The sequence below is a fragment of the Arthrobacter sp. JCM 19049 genome (assembly GCF_001310435.1).
In genome coordinates this window covers 1-16526 of sequence record NZ_BAXF01000019.1, presented here as the reverse complement: position 1 = coordinate 16526, position 16526 = coordinate 1, and the positions used below count along the sequence as shown (strand labels likewise).

At 63.7% G+C, this 16526-nt stretch carries 17 protein-coding genes, 2 tRNA genes and 5 pseudogenes; 11 read left to right on the top strand and 13 right to left on the bottom strand.

Going from position 1 to position 16526, the window contains the following annotated elements:
- Positions 1-78: 78 nt before the first annotated feature.
- Both tsf and rpsB read right to left on the bottom strand, forming a co-directional pair.
- Positions 79-914: pseudogene (gene tsf / locus JCM19049_RS02235) on the bottom strand (translation elongation factor Ts).
- Between the two features lie 146 nt (positions 915-1060).
- Positions 1061-1908: pseudogene (gene rpsB / locus JCM19049_RS02230) on the bottom strand (30S ribosomal protein S2).
- Between the two features lie 439 nt (positions 1909-2347).
- Between rpsB and JCM19049_RS02225 the strand changes: the two are divergent.
- A complete protein-coding gene (locus JCM19049_RS02225; protein WP_279402278.1) occupies positions 2348-2818 on the top strand; it encodes a M23 family metallopeptidase in 471 nt (156 codons plus the stop codon).
- Between the two features lie 76 nt (positions 2819-2894).
- Here the strand turns inward: JCM19049_RS02225 and JCM19049_RS02220 are convergent, their stop codons facing one another.
- The 11 genes and pseudogenes from JCM19049_RS02220 to JCM19049_RS02180 all read right to left on the bottom strand — a co-directional run bounded on the left by JCM19049_RS02220 (position 2895) and on the right by JCM19049_RS02180 (position 9497).
- Entirely contained in the window at positions 2895-3716 is an 822-nt protein-coding gene (locus JCM19049_RS02220) for an SGNH/GDSL hydrolase family protein (RefSeq protein ID WP_054820666.1), read from the bottom strand.
- Positions 3717-3889: 173 nt separating this feature from the next.
- Positions 3890-3963, bottom strand: a tRNA-Ile gene (locus JCM19049_RS02215).
- A gap of 91 nt (positions 3964-4054) precedes the next feature.
- Positions 4055-4717: a glycosyltransferase gene (locus JCM19049_RS23030; RefSeq protein ID WP_374700208.1), complete on the bottom strand. Its 663-nt coding sequence runs from the start codon at positions 4715-4717 to the stop codon at positions 4055-4057.
- A gap of 6 nt (positions 4718-4723) precedes the next feature.
- A pseudogene (locus JCM19049_RS23025) lies at positions 4724-5023 on the bottom strand (glycosyltransferase); the annotation flags it as partial.
- Positions 4924-5148 (bottom strand): hypothetical protein, encoded by a 225-nt coding sequence (locus JCM19049_RS23020; RefSeq protein WP_374700207.1) that lies wholly within the window; start codon positions 5146-5148, stop codon positions 4924-4926. The gene JCM19049_RS23020 and the pseudogene JCM19049_RS23025, both read right to left, overlap by 100 nt.
- Before the next feature lie 192 nt (positions 5149-5340).
- Positions 5341-6209 (bottom strand): annotated as a pseudogene (locus JCM19049_RS02205) (DMT family transporter); the annotation flags it as partial.
- A gap of 102 nt (positions 6210-6311) precedes the next feature.
- A complete protein-coding gene (locus JCM19049_RS02200) occupies positions 6312-6563 on the bottom strand; it encodes a hypothetical protein (protein ID WP_054820665.1) in 252 nt (83 codons plus the stop codon).
- 101 nt (positions 6564-6664) lie between these two features.
- Positions 6665-7228 carry a phage holin family protein gene (locus JCM19049_RS02195; RefSeq protein ID WP_279402274.1) on the bottom strand — a complete coding sequence of 188 codons (564 nt, stop codon included), beginning with the start codon at positions 7226-7228 and terminating at the stop codon, positions 6665-6667.
- 292 nt (positions 7229-7520) lie between these two features.
- Entirely contained in the window at positions 7521-7994 is a 474-nt protein-coding gene (locus tag JCM19049_RS02190) for a DinB family protein (protein WP_306420633.1), read from the bottom strand.
- A 226-nt stretch (positions 7995-8220) separates the two neighbouring features.
- Positions 8221-8293 (bottom strand) — tRNA-Asn (locus tag JCM19049_RS02185).
- 123 nt (positions 8294-8416) lie between these two features.
- Positions 8417-9497 (bottom strand): annotated as a pseudogene (locus JCM19049_RS02180) (glycosyltransferase family 4 protein).
- Positions 9498-9719: 222 nt separating this feature from the next.
- Between JCM19049_RS02180 and JCM19049_RS02175 the strand changes: the two are divergent.
- From JCM19049_RS02175 to JCM19049_RS18025, 10 genes are all read left to right on the top strand, one after another.
- On the top strand, positions 9720-10406 hold the full coding sequence (locus JCM19049_RS02175) for an MFS transporter (protein ID WP_306420634.1): 687 nt from the start codon (positions 9720-9722) through the stop codon (positions 10404-10406).
- Positions 10403-10960 (top strand): hypothetical protein, encoded by a 558-nt coding sequence (locus tag JCM19049_RS02170; RefSeq protein WP_054820661.1) that lies wholly within the window; start codon positions 10403-10405, stop codon positions 10958-10960. Before JCM19049_RS02175 ends, JCM19049_RS02170 begins: the two co-directional genes overlap by 4 nt.
- Positions 10961-11241: 281 nt before the next feature.
- The gene (locus JCM19049_RS18050; protein ID WP_279402273.1) at positions 11242-12096 is read left to right on the top strand and encodes a pyridoxal-dependent decarboxylase; all 855 of its coding nucleotides are present in this window, start codon (positions 11242-11244) and stop codon (positions 12094-12096) included.
- Positions 12014-12760: a pyridoxal-dependent decarboxylase gene (locus JCM19049_RS18045; RefSeq protein WP_279402276.1), complete on the top strand. Its 747-nt coding sequence runs from the start codon at positions 12014-12016 to the stop codon at positions 12758-12760. The genes JCM19049_RS18050 and JCM19049_RS18045 overlap by 83 nt, the downstream gene beginning before the upstream one ends.
- Positions 12757-14028 carry a lysine N(6)-hydroxylase/L-ornithine N(5)-oxygenase family protein gene (locus JCM19049_RS02160; protein ID WP_306420632.1) on the top strand — a complete coding sequence of 424 codons (1272 nt, stop codon included), beginning with the start codon at positions 12757-12759 and terminating at the stop codon, positions 14026-14028. Before JCM19049_RS18045 ends, JCM19049_RS02160 begins: the two co-directional genes overlap by 4 nt.
- The gene (locus JCM19049_RS22030) at positions 13998-14156 is read left to right on the top strand and encodes a hypothetical protein (RefSeq protein WP_306420631.1); all 159 of its coding nucleotides are present in this window, start codon (positions 13998-14000) and stop codon (positions 14154-14156) included. The genes JCM19049_RS02160 and JCM19049_RS22030 overlap by 31 nt, the downstream gene beginning before the upstream one ends.
- A 10-nt stretch (positions 14157-14166) precedes the next feature.
- On the top strand, positions 14167-15009 hold the full coding sequence (locus tag JCM19049_RS18040) for a GNAT family N-acetyltransferase (protein WP_279402272.1): 843 nt from the start codon (positions 14167-14169) through the stop codon (positions 15007-15009).
- Entirely contained in the window at positions 14967-15452 is a 486-nt protein-coding gene (locus JCM19049_RS18035; RefSeq protein ID WP_279402271.1) for an IucA/IucC family protein, read from the top strand. Before JCM19049_RS18040 ends, JCM19049_RS18035 begins: the two co-directional genes overlap by 43 nt.
- Before the next feature lie 4 nt (positions 15453-15456).
- A complete protein-coding gene (locus tag JCM19049_RS18030) occupies positions 15457-16077 on the top strand; it encodes an IucA/IucC family protein (protein ID WP_279402270.1) in 621 nt (206 codons plus the stop codon).
- Positions 16056-16526, top strand: a 471-nt coding sequence (locus tag JCM19049_RS18025) for a ferric iron reductase (protein ID WP_279402275.1), incomplete at its 3' end; no start/stop codon positions are given. The genes JCM19049_RS18030 and JCM19049_RS18025, both read left to right, overlap by 22 nt.

Genomic DNA, 16526 nt, shown 5'->3' with positions numbered 1-16526 from the left:
ATGCTCGGTGCTCACCTCCCCTCCTGATTCCCGCCGCCCGTGCCGGGCGGCTATGCTAGCTGCGGATCGCTGCCCGTGTTAGGCGCCGACGCGGAAGCGTGCGAACGCGACCGGCTTGGTGCCGGCCTCTTCGAAGATCTGGCCGACGGACTTCTTGGCGTCCTTGGCGAAGGCCTGGTCCACCAGCACGATTTCCTTGAAGAAACCGGTCAGGCGGCCTTCCACGATCTTTTCCAGGGCCTTCTCCGGCTTGCCTCGGCACGCGCGGTCTCATCGGCGATGCGGCGCTCGTCCTGGACGCGCTCGGCCGGAACCTCGTCGCGGCTCAGGTAGGTCGGGGCCATCGCTGCGGTGTGCACGGCCACGTCGTGGGCGGCGGTGGCGGCAGCCTCGGAGTCCGAGTCAACGGCCAGCAGCACGCCAACCTGGGCCGGCAGGTCCTTGCTGGTCTTGTGCAGGTAGGCGGCAACCTTGGTGCCCTCGACGCGGGCCACACGGCGCACGACGACCTTCTCGCCCAGCACGGCGCCCTCTTCAACAACAACGTCGCCCACGGTCTTGCCATCCAGCTCGTAAGCCAGCAGGGCATCCACATCGGCGGCGCCGGAAGCCACGGCGGCATCCAGAACCTTGTTGGCCAGCTCGATGAACTTGTCGTTCTTGGCCACGAAGTCGGTCTCGCAGTTGATCTCGATCATGACACCGGCGTTGCCTTCGACCTTGGCGGCCACCAGGCCCTCAGCGGTCGAACGGCCTTCGCGCTTGGTGGCGCCCTTCAGGCCCTTGATGCGGATGATCTCGATGGCCTTCTCGGCGTCACCGTTGGCCTCGTCCAGGGCCTTCTTCACGTCCATCATGCCGGCGCCGGTGCGCTCGCGCAGTGCCTTGATATCAGCAGCGGTGTAGTTTGCCACGTGCGTTCCCCATTCACTAGGAGGTTTCAAGTTATTTCGCTCGTGGGACGGGTCGGTGTCCCGGCCCGTCCCACGAGAGGGTCTGGAGTTACGCCCTTGATCTCAACGTAGCATCAACGGACAAACTCCATGAGTCATTCAGGTGACTACTCGGCGGCTGGCTTTTCAGCAGCTTCCTCGGTAGCGGTCTCGGCCTTGGGGGCCTCTTCCTTCGAAGCCTCTTCCTTGGCACCGGCTTCGAGCAGCTCGCGCTCCCACTCGGCCATCGGCTCTGCGGCACCCTCGGCCTTGCCGGCAGCCTTGTTGTTGCGGGCGATCAGGCCATCGGCAACAGCGTCGGCGACAACGCGGGTGAGCAGGTTGACGGAGCGAATGGCGTCGTCGTTGCCGGGATCGGGTAGGTGACTTCGTCCGGATCGCAGTTGGTGTCCAGGATGGCAACCACCGGGATGCCCAGCTTCTGGGCTTCGTCGATGGCCAGGTGTTCCTTCTTGGTGTCAACGATCCAGATTGCCGACGGAGTGCGGTTCAGGTTGCGGATACCACCAAGGTTGTTCTGCAGCTTGGTCAGCTCGCGCTTGAGCAGCAGCAGTTCCTTCTTGGTGTGGCCCGATCCGGCAACATCCTCAAAGTTGATCTCTTCCAGTTCCTTCATGCGCTGCACGCGCTTGGAAACGGTCGAGAAGTTGGTCAGCATGCCGCCCAGCCAGCGGTGGTTCACGTAAGGCTGGTTGACGCGGGTGGCCTGCTCGGCAATGGCTTCCTGAGCCTGCTTCTTGGTGCCGACAAACAGGATCGAGCCGCCGTGGGCGACGGTCTGCTTGACGAAGTCGTAGGCGCGGTCGATGAACGACAGCGACTGCTGCAGGTCGATGATGTAGATGCCGTTGCGCTCGGTCAGGATGAAACGCTTCATCTTCGGGTTCCAGCGACGGGTCTGGTGGCCGAAGTGGACGCCGCTGTTCAGCAGCTCTCGCATGGTTACGACTGGCATGTCGCAACTCCTTCCGGCAGTAGCGGACCGGCCGGTTTTCGACCGCGGTAACTGCCCTAGTTGTTTGGGTTTTCCGCGCAAGGCCCTGGTGGCCATACGCCCTAGTGCTACGTTCACGCCTGCACGCGGCAGGCGGGCTGACCCCACCGATTGCTCGGACCTCTGGGGCCTAGACACAAAATGAATCGTGAAACGTGGCACGCGAAGTCAATTCCGCATCCGCGACCGGTGTTTTGGGCACACCTGTCGCACGAAACTGCAGTTCCAAGTGTACTACACGGCTCCACGCGCTCCAGTGCCCAGGGGCCGGTGGATCCAGTGACACCGGTTACCCACATTGCGTCGCCGCCATCGCCCGGGCCAGGGCACGCGGCTCCACGGTGGAGGCATGAAAAATTTTCGCAGATTCCGGTCCCTGGCCGTCCTTCCGCTCTTGGCGGTGTTGCTGGCCCTCTCCCCCCTCCCGCCCACGGTGCCCTCCGGCACGGCGGGCGAATTCGATCAGCCATGGCACTGGCCGCTGTCCGGGGATGTGCAGGTGCTGCGTGAATTTGATGGTCCGGCGCAGACCTGGTTGCCCGGCCACCGCGGGGTCGATCTAAAGGCGGCGGCCGGCATCAGCGTGCTCGCCCCGCAGGGCGGGGTGGTGTCCTATCGCGGGTTCATCGCGGACCGGCCGGTCATCGTCGTCGATCACGGGCAGGGTTTCAAATCCAGTTTTGAGCCGGTGACCTCATCCTTGCGGGTCGGAGATGCGGTGCGGGAACGGGAAGTCATCGGTGAGGTGGCCTCCGGCGCCCACTGCGATGGCCGGTGCCTGCATTGGGGTGTGCGGCTGAATGGCGAGTACATTGACCCGGCGTTGTTGATCGAAGACTTGCGCCCCTCGATCCTGCTTCCCCTGCACTGATGCAGCTGTTCCGGTGCCGCTGCTGCCAACGAATCCCCTGCCCGGCTCAGGAGGAGTTCGGCTGCACCGGTTCGGCTCAGGGCAGTTGGATGCTTTGGCGCGCCAGCCGCTTCCGATACTGCTTCTTCATGCCCCTGGACGGATACATCGGTTCAGGCCAACGGGGCTGCAGGGTGTCGCCCAAGGTGATGCCGCGCATCCGCCGGCCGAACATGGGCAGCACCCATTGGCGCAGCCACTCAACATCGCGCTGCGTGGCCTGCAACAGACCCATCCGTTCGGGGGTGTCGAATGGCACGAAGGAGAGCCGGTGGTTTTCACCCAGGATCTCCAGGATGCGAATCGCCATATAGCGGTGCCCGGCTCGGTTCATGTGCAACTTGTCGGTGTCCCACATCCGCCGATCCCGGTAGGCGTTCCACGTCCAGTAGTCCACGAGCGTCACGGTCGAAGGATACTGTTCGGCCAGTTCACGCACCCGCTCGTTAAACTTCCAGTTGCGTCGCTTCAACGGGGCCAGCAGCGGATGGACCGGGATGTCAAAACCGGTGAAGAGCAGAACCTGGGCGCCGGAGCCGGCAAGCCGGTGCACGGCCTGGGTGTAGCAGTGGAGCAGCTGCGCCATGTCCTTGCGCAGCTCCATGATGTCGTTGCCGCCGGCGTAGAAGCTGATGACGTCCGGCTTCATGGCCAGCGCCGGTTCAACCTGTTCGCAGACGATGCGTTCCAGCCGGCGACTGCGGATCGCCAGATTGGCGTAACGCCACTGCGGATCCTGTTTGGACAGCTGCTTCGCGACCCGATCGGCCCAGCCTCGCACTCCATTGGGAAATCTCGGATCCCAGTCCCCCACGCCCTCGGTAAAGGAATCACCAATCGCAACAAAAAGCCGGCCCATGAAGATTTAGGCTAGGCAGGCAACGTGACGGGCAGGCAACGAACGCTCGAACAATCGGTGGCGCGACGTGGGTGCGCCACGGCCTTGCCCTGTCGTTCAACCTGCCCGGGGCAGCGTCTGAGAATGCGAAACACCGGATGACTGTCTTCACAGCGCATCCGGTGTTCTATCCGTAGGGCGTGCCGGACTTGAACCGGCGACCAAGGGATTATGAGTCCCCTGCTCTAACCAACTGAGCTAACGCCCCACATGAGCTGCCAACCAGCCAAGGGGTTGAGCACACTCGAAATATTCTAGAGCATAACCATCCGGTTCCTGGAACTGGGTGTCACGCGATTTTAGTCCCACACCTGTTCCGAGCCGTCGAGCATGCGGCGGTAGATGCCCTCGAAGGCGTCCATCGTGTTCTTCTGGGCGTGGTTCATGACCTTGCGGTGCCCGGCCCTGCCCATCCGCTCGCGCTCCGTCTCATCCAGTGACAGGATGCGATCCAGCTTTTCGGCCAGGTCCTTGCGGTCACCGGGCTGAAACATGTAGCCGTTGATCCCTTCATCCACCAAATGCGGCAGCGCCAACGCGTTGGCCAGGACCACGGGCTTGGAGGCAGAAAGCGCCTCCAAGGTGACCAGGGACTGCAGTTCGGCGGTGCCCGGCTGGCAGAACAGGTCACAGCGCAGGTAGGCCTCGCGCAATTCCTCGTCGCTGATATGCCCGAAGAACTTGACCCGGTCCGCCACACCCTGTTCCTTGGCCACCTGTTCAAGCTTGCTGCGCTGTTCGCCGCCGCCAACGATCTCCAGTACGGCGTTGGGCACCTGCCTCATCAGCGGCAGCGCCTCGATCAGTTCGTTGACGTTCTTCTCCACGGCCAGGCGCCCGACGAACAGGATGGTGGGTTGTTCATTGCGCAGCACACTCTCACCTTCGGTGAGCTCGTAGTTGCCCACCTCAATGCCGTTGGACAGCGGACGCACCCGGGTCAGGCCGGCGCGTTCGCGCATCGCCTTGGCCGCCAAGGGGGTGGGGGTGGTGATCACCTCGGCGCGGTTGAAGACCCTGCCCATGTCCCACCAGGAGTAGCGGAAGTACAGGTTGTTGAACCACTGCGGGAAGGGCAGGAACGGGTTCAGGTTCTCGGGCATCAGGTGATTGGTCGCCACGGTGCGGATATTCTTGCTGCGCCCGTAGGACAGCGCAGCCCGGCCGATCATGTAGTGGCTTTGGGCATGAATCGCATCGGGCCCGATCTCCCGCAGCAGCCGCTGGATCTGCTTGTTGACCTCCCACGGTAGGTGATGCGGAAGTAGTCGTGGGTGGGCACGGCGTGGGATTCGAGCCGGTGCACGATCGCCTCGGGACGCACCTCGGTGTAGGTTTTTCCCTTGTTGCCCCGGCTGGCCAGCACATGGACCCGATGACCGCGCGAATGCATCGCGGTGGCCAACCGGTAGCAGAACGTCGCCGCGCCATTGACATCCGGCGGGTAGGTGTCGGCGGCAATGACGATGGTCAGCGGTTTTTCCTCGGCCACGCAGTCTTCCTTGCTTGTAGGCGTGTGGTCAGTTATCAGTTCAGTTGTCGGCGTCGTCACGCTTGTCCATTCCCCCGGCAGCAGCTTCTTGGCGCGTTGTTCAATCACATCTGGATGGTGCTTTGACAGGGCCACCACCCCGACGATGGCCAGCAGGCCGGCGATGCCCATCACCACGCCGATGACTCCTGGCACATCCGGGCGCAGTTCGTTCAGGATCGAGATGCCGATGGCGATGCCGATGATCGGGTCGATCACGGTCAACCCCGCAATCACCAAGTCCGGCGGGCCCTTGGAATAGGCGTTCTGCACGAAGTAGGAGCCAGCAGCCCGGCGATCACCACGAATCCCAGGGCCAGCCAGGGCAGGTTCGCGAACTTGAACTCTTCCAGGTGCATCAGCGCGATGGCGATGGTGCGCACCAGCACCGCCACGAACCCGAAGAGCACCCCGGCCCCGGCGATGTAGAAGAACGGCCCAAACTTGTGGCGTCCCAGGAAACCGAAGACGGCGAAGAAGACCACCAGTACGGAGAGGATCATCTCGATCAGCAGGGTCTGCTGCGGGGAGGCGTCACTGTTGCGGGTGGTGACGTTGATGGCCAGCAGCACGAAGCCCACCGAACCGACCATGCAGCTAACGATTGCCAGCACCGTGGGCCGGTTCATCTTCAGGTTGTTTTCCTTCGCGTTGACCACCGCGGTGATCACCAGCGCGATGGCGCCGATGGGCTGGACAACGGTCAGCGGGGCGCTGGCCAGGGCGTAGACGTTCAGCACGGTGCCGGCACCCAGCAGCAGGGTACCCAATACCCAGCGTCGGTTGGCCAGCAGTGCCGGAATGTTGCCCCAGGAAAGGTTCAGCCCGCCGGTTTGCGTCCGCACCGCCCCGGATTGCCAGTGTGCGCCGAAGGCCAGGCATACAGCGCCACATAACGCGGCAGCTACAGCGGTCCAAACCATGGCCGTGCTATCTCCTCAGCTCGTGACCGGCAACGACGTCAACCCACTGGTGTCCGCCCGGTCTGGTCGCGAACATTCAGTTACTGGAGTGGACCTTGGTCGTCAGACCGGGCCGGCTGCCCCGCCCGGGGCAGCCGGCATCCGAAGCAGGCTAGGACTTACGCAGCAGCTTGCGCAGCCGCCGACGAGCGCCAGCGCACCGGCACCGATCAGCGCGAAGGGCTTGGCCTTCTCCATCCGCTCCTGGGTGGCGCGTTCCTGATCGGTCTGCCCCCCCGTGGTGGAGGAGGGCAGTACGAAGCTGCGGGCCTTCGCCGCGGCGTCCGAGACAGTCGACCCCGCCTGGTCGGCCATGCGACGGGCGCGATCGACCTTAGCTTTTGGGCCGCGCATGCTCTCTTCGAGGTTGTCACGCAGCGCCTGGATCTGGCGGCGGCGGCGCTTGGTGCGCAGGATCAGTTCGTCGGCGCTCGGTGCCGGAGCTTCGGTTCCTTGTCCTTGCCGTCCTTGTCGTGCTCGTCGTCCTTGGACTTCTTCTTGCGCGGTTCATCCAGGCTCGACTCGTCGAACTCGCTGCCTTCCTTCAGCACGCCGATATCGTGGCGGATGCCTCGAATCGCAGCGTCCGGAGTCAGCGGCAGCGCCTTCTTGATCTTGCGGTAGCCCACCAAGCCCAGAATCAAAGCGACAAGCAGGAAGAACCCGGCAACAATCAGCGCGGCAGCCCATCCGGGCAGCCAAATTGCCAACACGTTGACCAGGGTGACCACTACAGCGATCACAAACAGCAACAGCACAACCAGCGCGCCGACGGCAAGGCCGACAGCGACGCCCATGCGGATGCCCTTGTCTTTCAGGAGGGTGGTCGCCAGCTTCGCCTCATCGGACAGCTGCTGTGGGACCAGCTCCTTGAGCCCCTCTACCTGCTCCTTGGCATTCTTGATGCTGGTTTTCAGATTTCCGCCTACTCGCGTCGATCCTTCTTCAGACATGGTTTCTCCAGTTTTCTCGATCGCCAAGCGACCGGTGGTTCAAAACTAACACCCCGACCGCTGATTCGGACTCAGCCTCAAGAGGTAAACCCACGGTATGAGAACCCCCAACTTGCGCTGTACGTATCATCGATTCGCCAGTCTATCGTCTAATGAACCGCATTTCCGGCATTTACCAGCAGATTGGAGGGTTTGATCAATTCCCCGAACAGAATTCGGGTGTGAACCGGCGCTCGGCCGGGGGGCGGGCCACCAGTCCCCTGGGCGGCATCGCGCGAGGATTCATTGCCTCTTCGCGGCTTGTTCACCGCTTCGTTCCCTAGCGCTGGATCCCCAGGATGTATTGCGCCTGGGAAACGTGGGCGAAGGCATCCAATGAAATGCTGAGCAGCCTGGCCCCACGGCTGACCGGCGGCTCCCAGCGCCGGTCCACAATCTGCGCCAGCTCACCGTCGCTAAGGACATTGAGGTAGTCCAGCTGGGCGTTGATCACGGCTTCGAGGTGCTCCATCAACAGGCGCGGATCCTCGACGACGACGCTGCGCGCCTGTTCGGGGCTGTGCCCGAAACCCATGTCATCCTCGGCGAGAGGCAGGTCGAAGCGCTCTTGGTAGCCCTGCGCCGTCCACACCGGCTCCTTGCCGCTGAGCTGGGAAAGCTGAACATCGATTTCCCGTGCTGAATGCCACAGAAGCCACGCGATGGAGTTGTCGTGGCCGGGGTGCCAGTTCAGATTCTCGGCGGTGAGCTGGTCTTCAATGGATTTTGCGGCTTCGAGCGGACGGTAGGCCAAGTCCTTGAGGACTTCAACGGAGTTCATGTCATCTCCCCTTTTCGTGGTGTATGCCCATCGTAGGAGCGATCCCCGCGCCGAAGATAGGCCTTTGAGCTCACGTTTTGCTGCGGCTTAGGATGATCCGCCTCCGGCCTGGGCCCCAAAAGCCCGCCGGGCAGGAGGCAGATCAGGGGGAAATGACAATGGCCCTGATCCGTAAAACACGGATCAGGGCCTTTCAAAGCTCCTCCAGTTGGACTTGAACCAACAACCCTTCGATTAACAGTCGAATGCTCTGCCTATTGAGCTATGGAGGATCGCAACGTGTAATATCTTAGCACTGGCCAAGACCCGTTTCCAAATCCAGCAATGGAGCGTCACCGACATTGTTTCTCGGCCCGGTCGACCGTTATGAAAGCCCGAAAAACCAGGCAGTGGTCTCATTTCCGCTTCCGGTATTCAGTGATCGCTAACTGGGCCAGATCGATCAGTTGTTCGGCAGATTCGTCCCATGAGTAATCGGCGGCCCGTTCGAGGGATCGCTGCGAATATTCCTTCCACACTTCCCAGTCATCGAGACGCTGGATCTGCCGGGCAAATCCCGGGGCGTCATCCGGATCCACGTAGAGTGCCGCTTCCTGCGCGACTTCCCTAAAGATCGGCATGTTCGTCACCACAACCGGAGTCCCAACACTCATCGCCTCCACCAGCGGCAAACCGTAGCCTTCCTCCCGGGACAGAGTGACCAGGGCCGTGCATTGGGCCAACAGTTCCTGATACGCCTCTTCACTGACCCCGTCATGGAAGGTCACCGTTGCGCTCGCGGGAATCAACGCCTCCAGTTCGCTGCGCCGCGCAGCGCTGATTGGACTGAGCAGATGCAAGCTGTGCTCCGGCAAGCAGGCCATCGCCCTAATCAGGTCTCCACGTTCTTGTATTCCATGAACGAGCCCATATACAGCAGGGACTTTTCCGGCTTCACATCCTGGGCTCGCGGAGCCGCCTGGCCGGTGGGCGCATTAGACACCAGCCCAATGTGCTTCTTGGTCAACCGATGGCGTTTCATCAGCCCGGCCGTGGTGCTGGAGACCGTGGCAACCGCATCCGCCCGATTGAGCAGCAGCCGCTGTGGCCAATACACCTGATGGAACAGGAACCAGCCCGCCCGGATGGGAGCCGGCAGAAACTTGGGCGCCGCGGGTGCGCATAGTAAATCAGGTCATGCAGGGTGAGGATCACCGGGAACTTGCGACCCAGCGTTCCCATCGTCTGCATGGGTGAAAACACGGCGTCCGGACGCAGTTTGTTGACCTGCAACGCCACCAGTGGTTCCAGGGGCGAGGTGGGAGAAGTGACCTTCAGGTAGGGAACGTCGGGCAACATCGATAATTGGCGCAGGTCGCTGACGAGCATGGTGACATCCGCCCGCTTGCTCACGGCCTCAATCAAACCTGCCGTATACCGGCTGATGCCATCATGGTGATTGATACGGGTATAGCGGGCATCGATGACGAGTTTCACTCTTCGGGTCGCCTTACGTTCGCTGGTTTCAACCCTCTCCACATTAGTGGCTGATCCGGACCGTTACCTGTTGCGCCACCGCTCTTTCCTGGACACTGTCTGCGCAACGAGTAGGGGTTTTATCCAGTCCGGTGGATGACCTGCTGGTAATCTCCAAAGGATCGGCGGCTTGGCTGCAGAAGACTGTAACGAGGCGGAAGGAGGCAGGAAAATGGCTGACCCATTGGCCCGTTCGCAGCGATTCCTGCTTTCCTCCAACTCCACGGATGCCGCAGGGCGGGCTGCGGCCGACTTCATTATCGACCTGGTCTTGGTAACGATGCTGGGGCCAGCGCCTTTCAGATCGGCGCGCTCAACGCGCTTGGATCGGTGGCGTTTGTTGTTGCGGCGATCCCGGTGGGACATCTGGTGGACCGGCACGGCGCCCTGCGCTGGTTGCGTGTGGGGTTGGCCGGAAAGCTTGCCCTGCTCCTGGTCTTGACCCTGCTGCTGGCCACCAACCAATTGACCGTACCCGCCGTCCTGCTGCTGGTCACGGTCATGGGACTGGGCAACCTGGTGGTTGAAACCGCGCAGATCTCTGCGGTGCCCGGGCTCAATGATCCGACGAAGTCGACGAGCGGAATCACCAGGCTCGTCGCCCGGCTCACCGCCGCGGACCAGGCCCTGAGCATCATCATTCCCGCATTCTTTGGGCTGCTGATCAGCCAGCTGGGAGCCAGCACGCTGATGGCCCTGGCTGCCGGCCTGGGTTCCGCGGCGCTTCTGCTGGCCCAGCCCATCCGCAACCATAGTTCGGCCTCCGGCACCTCGATTGAATCGCCCCGCCCGCAGCCCCAGGGCAATTGGCGCAGCGGACTGACACTGCTGTTTGCTGATCGGCGACTGCTGGCGGTCACGGCCTGGTGACCTTGTGCAATGCGGGCTTGGCGGTGGGTGCGGCTGTTGAGTCAATCCTGATCCTGCGCCATCTTCGTCTGGGACCGCAGTGGTTTGGCGTGATTACTGCGTTCGGGGCCGTGGGCGGCTTGCTGGGCGCGGCCGTTTCGGAGCGGATAGTGCAGCGCATGGCGCTGCCTCGCTTGACGGTGCTGACCGGATTGTTCCAGCTCCTGCTCGCAGGGCTGGTGTTCACCTCTTATTTCACGGTGCCTTACGTGTCCCTGGCCTTGCTGCTGGCCCAGTCTCTATTGTGGGGCGTGGTACTGGTCATCTTCAACATTGCCAGCATGTCGTGGGTGACGACGATCGTTGACCCGGCGTTCGTGGGCAGGGTCAGCAGCGCCCGGCGCCTGTTTACCTTCGGTGCGGTGCCGGTCGGCTCCCTGGCGGGTGGCGCAATTGGCTCAACCGTGGGAATCTGGGCATCCTTGCTGTCCTGGTGTCTGTTGTGTGCCATGGGCACTTTGAGTTTTCTCCTGCTGCGGCGAGGCTCCTTGCGCACTCCCCCCGCTGATCTCTGACACCGAATCCAACAGGCCGCAGTGCCCTCGTTGAGACCCTGGGCATCCATGGCTTCGCAGTCGCGGCAGAGCCGCGGGAGCTTCACATTACGGTCTTCATGCCGTCGGTGACGGGCATCCTAAATCACTGCATCCTTCCTCAGCGTGAATGTCAGAAAACTCCGAGTCGATTTCAAGTTGATCTGCATCGAATTTGCAATACGTTACCTAGTTGTGATGTTAATGAGTTCGCGTTAGGCAAGCCTGACCAAACATCATGTAATCAACTTGAGGACTACGCCATGGGCACCTCCCTTCAGACTCTGCGGCCACAACGGCGGCAACCGACCACGCCCGAGGACACGCTGCTGTGCGGCGCCACCGCGACACGATTCCGCGAGGAAGCCGAAGACGCGCTTCATCGGGCCACGCGCCAACTGCAACAGGTCAATTCCCCCACCACCGGCCCCTCCCCCACCGACTTGGCACCACGCATCGAGGCCGTTGATCTGGAGACACCGCTGGGTTCCAGCGCTGAGGTCTTTTCCGAACTGGAGGAGCTGTACCTGCGTGATGCCGTGTACTTCCACCACCCGAAGTACGCCGCGCATTTGAACTGCCCGGTGCTCATCCCGTCGGTGGCCGCGGAGGCGTTCGTCAGCAGCGTGAACACGTCCATGGACACCTTCGACCAGAGCGCCGGCGCAACCCTGATCGAACAACGCCTGGTGCAGTGGAGCGCCGGGCTCATCGGATTTACTGTCTCACGGGCGGACGGCATCTTTACTTCCGGCGGCACCCAATCCAACGTCCAGGCGATGCTGATTGCGCGGAATCGGGCAGTGGCCCGTCTGGACGGCCCGTTGCCGCACCGGCTTTCGCAATTGCGCATCTACACCTCCGCCGACGCCCACTTCAGCATCGCGAATGCCGCCATGCTGCTGGGCCTGGGACAGGACGCGGTGCACAGCATTCCCACCGATGCCCGCCACCGCATGGACAGTGTGTCTCTGCGCGAGCAGCTTGAGCGGGACGTGGCCGCCGGACTGGTGCCGATGGCGATATCCGCCACCGCTGGCACCACTGACTTCGGGGCCATCGACCCCTCTCGGATCTGTCGGCCTCGCCCGCCGGTTCGGGGCCTGGCTGCACATTGACGCGGCCTACGGCTGCGGTCTACTGGTATCACCGCGCCACCGGCAACGGTTGGCTGGCATCGAACAGGCCGACTCGGTCACACTGGACTTTCACAAGTCCTTCTTTCAGCCCATCGGCTCCAGTGCGCTGGTCCTTCGCGAGGGGACGGACTTTGACTCCATCAGGCACTACGCCGAATACCTCAACCCCCGGGCCGCCGCGGCGCAAACCCCGAACCAGGTCGACAAGTCGCTGCAGACCACCCGGCGGTTTGACGCGCTCAAGCTCTGGGTGGGGTTGCGCACGATCGGCGCGTCAGCCATCGGCACCATGTTCGACCGGGTCATTGAGCTGGCGGGCGAAGCGCAGGAGCTGATCGGGGTGCGCGCCGAGCTGTGCCTTGAAGCACCGGTGCAGCTGAGCACGGTGGTGTTTGGCTTCAACCACCCCACCGAGCCGCTGCCCCAACACCACGCGAACACGCTGAATGACGCGATCCGTCAGCGGCTGTACGAGCGGGGCCAGGCCATGGTCGCCGCCACCACCGTGCAAGGGCGTCGCCTGCTGAAGCTGACCCTGCTCAACCCCAACACCACGGTGCGGGACCTGGAGGAGATCCTCGACCTGATCTGCCAGGCCGGCTACGAGCTGCTCGCCGAGAACTTCGCGAAAGGACGCCCATGACCAAGCACACCGCCCAGAGCGCTTCCGGGACATCCCGCACTCCGGCAGAACACTTCGACGTCGTGGCCATCGGGGCCGGACCCTTTAACCTGGGGTTCGCGGCACTGGCCGAACCCCTGCAGGATCTGTCCCTGGCCGTACTGGAGGCCGATGACCATTTTGCCTGGCACCCGGGAATGATGCTGGAGGGGGCGCACCTGCAGGTGCCCTTCATGGCGGACCTGGTCACCATGGCGGATCCGACCAGTCGGTATTCGTTCTTGAACTACCTGAAGCAGCACGGGCGGATCTACCCGTTCTATATCCGGGAGAACTTCTACGCGCTGCGCAACGAATACAGCAACTATTTGGCCTGGGCCGCCGAAGAGCTGTCCAGCGTGCGCTTTGGCCACCGCGTCATGCAGGCCAGCTACGCCAACGGCCGCTACCTCCTGCTGGTGCTCACCAATCGCGGCATGACCACGATCAGCGCCGACCGGCTGGTCATCGGCACCGGTTCCCAGCCCTACGTACCGCCGATCGCGAACGAGGCCGCCCAGGCGACCGGGCGGTTGGTGCACAGCAGCCGCTACGTGTTCTCCCGCCCGGAGCTGCTCAGCGCCGACGGCGAGCGCCCAAAGGTCGTCACGGTACTGGGCAGTGGTCAAAGCGCGGCAGAAATCTTCCTGGATTTGCTGCAGCACCTGCCGCAGGAGGACCACCTGGTCTGGGCCACCCGCTCAAACCGCTTCTTCCCGCTGGAGTACACCAAGCTCACCCTGGAGATGACCTCCCCGGAGTACATCGACCACTTCCACGCCCTGCCAATGCGCCGGCGCGATGAACTCTCCGCCCGGCACAAGGGACTGTACAAGGGCATCAACGCCGACCTGATCGATGAGATCCACGAGCAGCTCTACCAGCGCAGCGTGCACGGCCGCCCGCCGGTGCATCTGCGCACCGGCTGCACTGCCACCGCCATCGAGGCCGGATCCGGCACCGCCGAAGACGCACTGCAGGTGACTTTGCGCCACGAGGATGACCACCGTCAGCTGCGCTTTGGCACCGACACCTGGTGCTGGCCACCGGCTACCGCACCGGGGCCCCGGACTTCCTCTCCGGCATCGACTCGCGGCTGCGCCGGCTGCCGGACGGGCGGCTGGATGTGGACCGCAACTATGCGGTGGGTGTGCACCAGGACATTTTCGTGCAGAACGCCGAACTGCACACCCATGGGTTCACCGCCCCGGACCTGGGCATGGGCGCATACCGCAACTCGGTGCTGCTGAACCGGATCACCGGACGCGAAGCCTACCCGGTGGAGCAGCGCATCGCGTTCCAGCGGTTTGGGGCCGCCGGGCTCGAAGGCCTGCCCACCGAACACCGGGAAGCATCCAACACCGTGCTGAAGGACTAGGAGACTGACGATGAACACCACCGATTTCAGCTTCCGGCCGTTGCGGCTGCCCGAGGATGCGGCGCTGCTGCACCGCTGGGTGAGCACCGAACAGGCCTGTTTCTGGGGTCTGACCGGGGCCAGCAGGCAACGGGTCCAGGAGGAATACCGCCAACTGCTGGCCACGAAGGACTACCGGGTGCTGCTTGGGCAGCGGGACGGGCAACCGCGCTTCCTGGTCGAGCTCTATGACCCGGCCACCTCCCCGCTGGCCGAGGCCTACCACGTGGTGCCCGGGGATGTGGGACTGCACCTGCTGGTCCCCGCCCCACCGGCCGCGGCAGAACCCGGTTTCACGCTGGCGGCGATGACCGCCGCACTGGCCCACGCATTCACCGGGCCGGGCACCGAACGGGTGGTGGTGGAACCCGACCTGGCCAACAAGCCGATCCAGGCACTGACGCCCGGGTTGGGTTCCGCCCGGCGGGCCAGGTGCGGCTCACCGAAGCGGACGGGTCGCAGAAGCACGCACTGCTCTCGCTCTGCACCCGGGCCGACTTTGAACAGGCCACCGCTGGTCCCCTCCCCCGGGCATTTGCGGCCCGGGCACTGGCAGCAGGCCCACCACCACCTGCTGGCCAAGGCCATTGGCGAGTTCAGCATGAACGGCTGCTGCACCCGCAACCGCTGTCGGAGGGCCGCTACCGGGTTGAGGGGCACGGGCACCGCTACGAATTCCAGGCCCGCCGCTACCTGCTGGAGCATTGGCAGGTGCAGCTGGCCTCGCTGCGCCACTGGGTTTACACCGATCAGACGTGGCGGCCGGACACCGTGGACGTGCTGGACTTCGTCACGGTGTTCGCCCACGAGCTGACCCTCAGCCCCCAGCAGCTGCCCACCTATGTGGAGGAGCTGACCAGCACCCTGGCCAGCCACTGCTACAAGCAGCAGCACGCGCAGCAGGACAGCGGGCAGCTGGCCGAGTTCGCCGGCACCCCCGCCCAGTCCTTCCAGCGCATCGAGGCCGCGATGACCGAGGGGCACCCGTGCTTCGTGGCCAACAACGGACGCATCGGGGTGGGGCGCGGGGACTATCTGCGTTATGCCCCGGAAACCGGGGCCGAAACCCCCTTGGCTGGGTGGCGGCCCACCATAACCGGGCCACCTTCACCCACCTTGGTGCAACACAGCCCCAGGTCCAGGCACTGGATCACCTGCTGCGACAGCAGCTGGGCGCGACGGAGCTGCGCAGGCTGCGCGGGCAGCTGGAACACCTGCTGGCCGGCACCGATCGGGACCCGGATCAGTACCTGCTGATCCGGTGCACCCCTGGCAGTGGGAGCACCGCCTGGCGACCACGTTCGCCAACGACGTGGCCCGTGGTGAGCTGCTCTGGCTGGGCCACGGGGCGGACCGCTACCAGCCGCAGCAGTCGATCCGCACGTTCTTCAATCTCAGCCACCCGCGGCGCCACTATGTGAAAACGGCGATGTCGATCCTGAACATGGGGTTCATGCGCGGACTGAGCGCCGACTACATGCAGGTTACCCCGGCGATCAACGAATGGCTGCAGGAGCTGTTCGACACCGATGAGTTCCTGCGCGACGCCCCGGTGGGGCTGCTGCGCGAGGTCGCGGCGGTCGGCTACCGCAACCGGCAGTACGAGGCGGCCACCATCCCGGGCGCCGCGCAACGCAAGATGCTCGCCGCGTTGTGGCGTGAATCCCCGTTGGAGGCACTGGAACCGGGGCAGAACCTGGCCACCATGGCGAGCCTGCTGCATGTTGACGGGCAGGGCCACAGCTTCGTTGGGGCTTTGATCCGGCGCAGCGGGCTGCCGGCGCGTACCTGGATGGAACGCTACCTGGACGCCTACCTGATCCCGCTGGTGCACTGCCTGGCGCCTACGACCTGGTGTTCATGCCGCACGGGGAGAACGTGATCCTGGTGCTGCGCGACGGGGCGGTGGACAAGGTGCTGCTCAAGGACCTGGGTGAGGAGATCGCGGTGCTCTCCGACCGGGTGCAGCTGCCCGAGCACATCCGGCGGGTGCGCACCGGCGGGGATCCGGTGCTCTCGGTGTTCACCGACGTCTTTGACTCCTTCTTCCGCTTCCTGGCTCCGCTGCTGGATGCCGAGGGGCTGCTGGCCCAGGAGGAGTTTTGGGCGCTGGTGGCCGAACGGCTGCTGCGTTACCGACGCCAAAACCCGGCCCAGGCGCAGCACTTCGACGCGCTGGGACTGTTCACCGAAGCGTTCCCGCTCTCCTGCCTGAACCGGCTGCAGCTGCGCAACAACCAGCAGATGCTGGATTTGAGCGACCAGTCCTCGGGACTGCTCTATGCCGGAGAACTTCAAAACCCGCTGTCCGGGTTTGGGGATCCGGCGGTG

What these genes read in the sequence shown, in the direction of transcription:
- JCM19049_RS02220 (WP_054820666.1), bottom strand. Translation starts at nt 3,716, where the DNA reads ATGGGCCGGCTTTTTGTTGCGATTGGTGATTCCTTTACCGAGGGCGTG.
- JCM19049_RS23030 (WP_374700208.1), bottom strand. Translation starts at nt 4,717, where the DNA reads ATGCGCGAACGCGCCGGCCTGACCCGGGTGCGTCCGCTGTCCAACGGC.
- JCM19049_RS23020 (WP_374700207.1), bottom strand. Translation starts at nt 5,148, where the DNA reads ATGCATTCGCGCGGTCATCGGGTCCATGTGCTGGCCAGCCGGGGCAAC.
- JCM19049_RS02200 (WP_054820665.1), bottom strand. Translation starts at nt 6,563, where the DNA reads ATGGCCGACCAGGCGGGGTCGACTGTCTCGGACGCCGCGGCGAAGGCC.
- JCM19049_RS18050 (WP_279402273.1), top strand. Translation starts at nt 11,242, where the DNA reads ATGGGCACCTCCCTTCAGACTCTGCGGCCACAACGGCGGCAACCGACC.
- JCM19049_RS02160 (WP_306420632.1), top strand. Translation starts at nt 12,757, where the DNA reads ATGACCAAGCACACCGCCCAGAGCGCTTCCGGGACATCCCGCACTCCG.
- JCM19049_RS22030 (WP_306420631.1), top strand. Translation starts at nt 13,998, where the DNA reads ATGGGCGCATACCGCAACTCGGTGCTGCTGAACCGGATCACCGGACGC.
- JCM19049_RS18040 (WP_279402272.1), top strand. Translation starts at nt 14,167, where the DNA reads ATGAACACCACCGATTTCAGCTTCCGGCCGTTGCGGCTGCCCGAGGAT.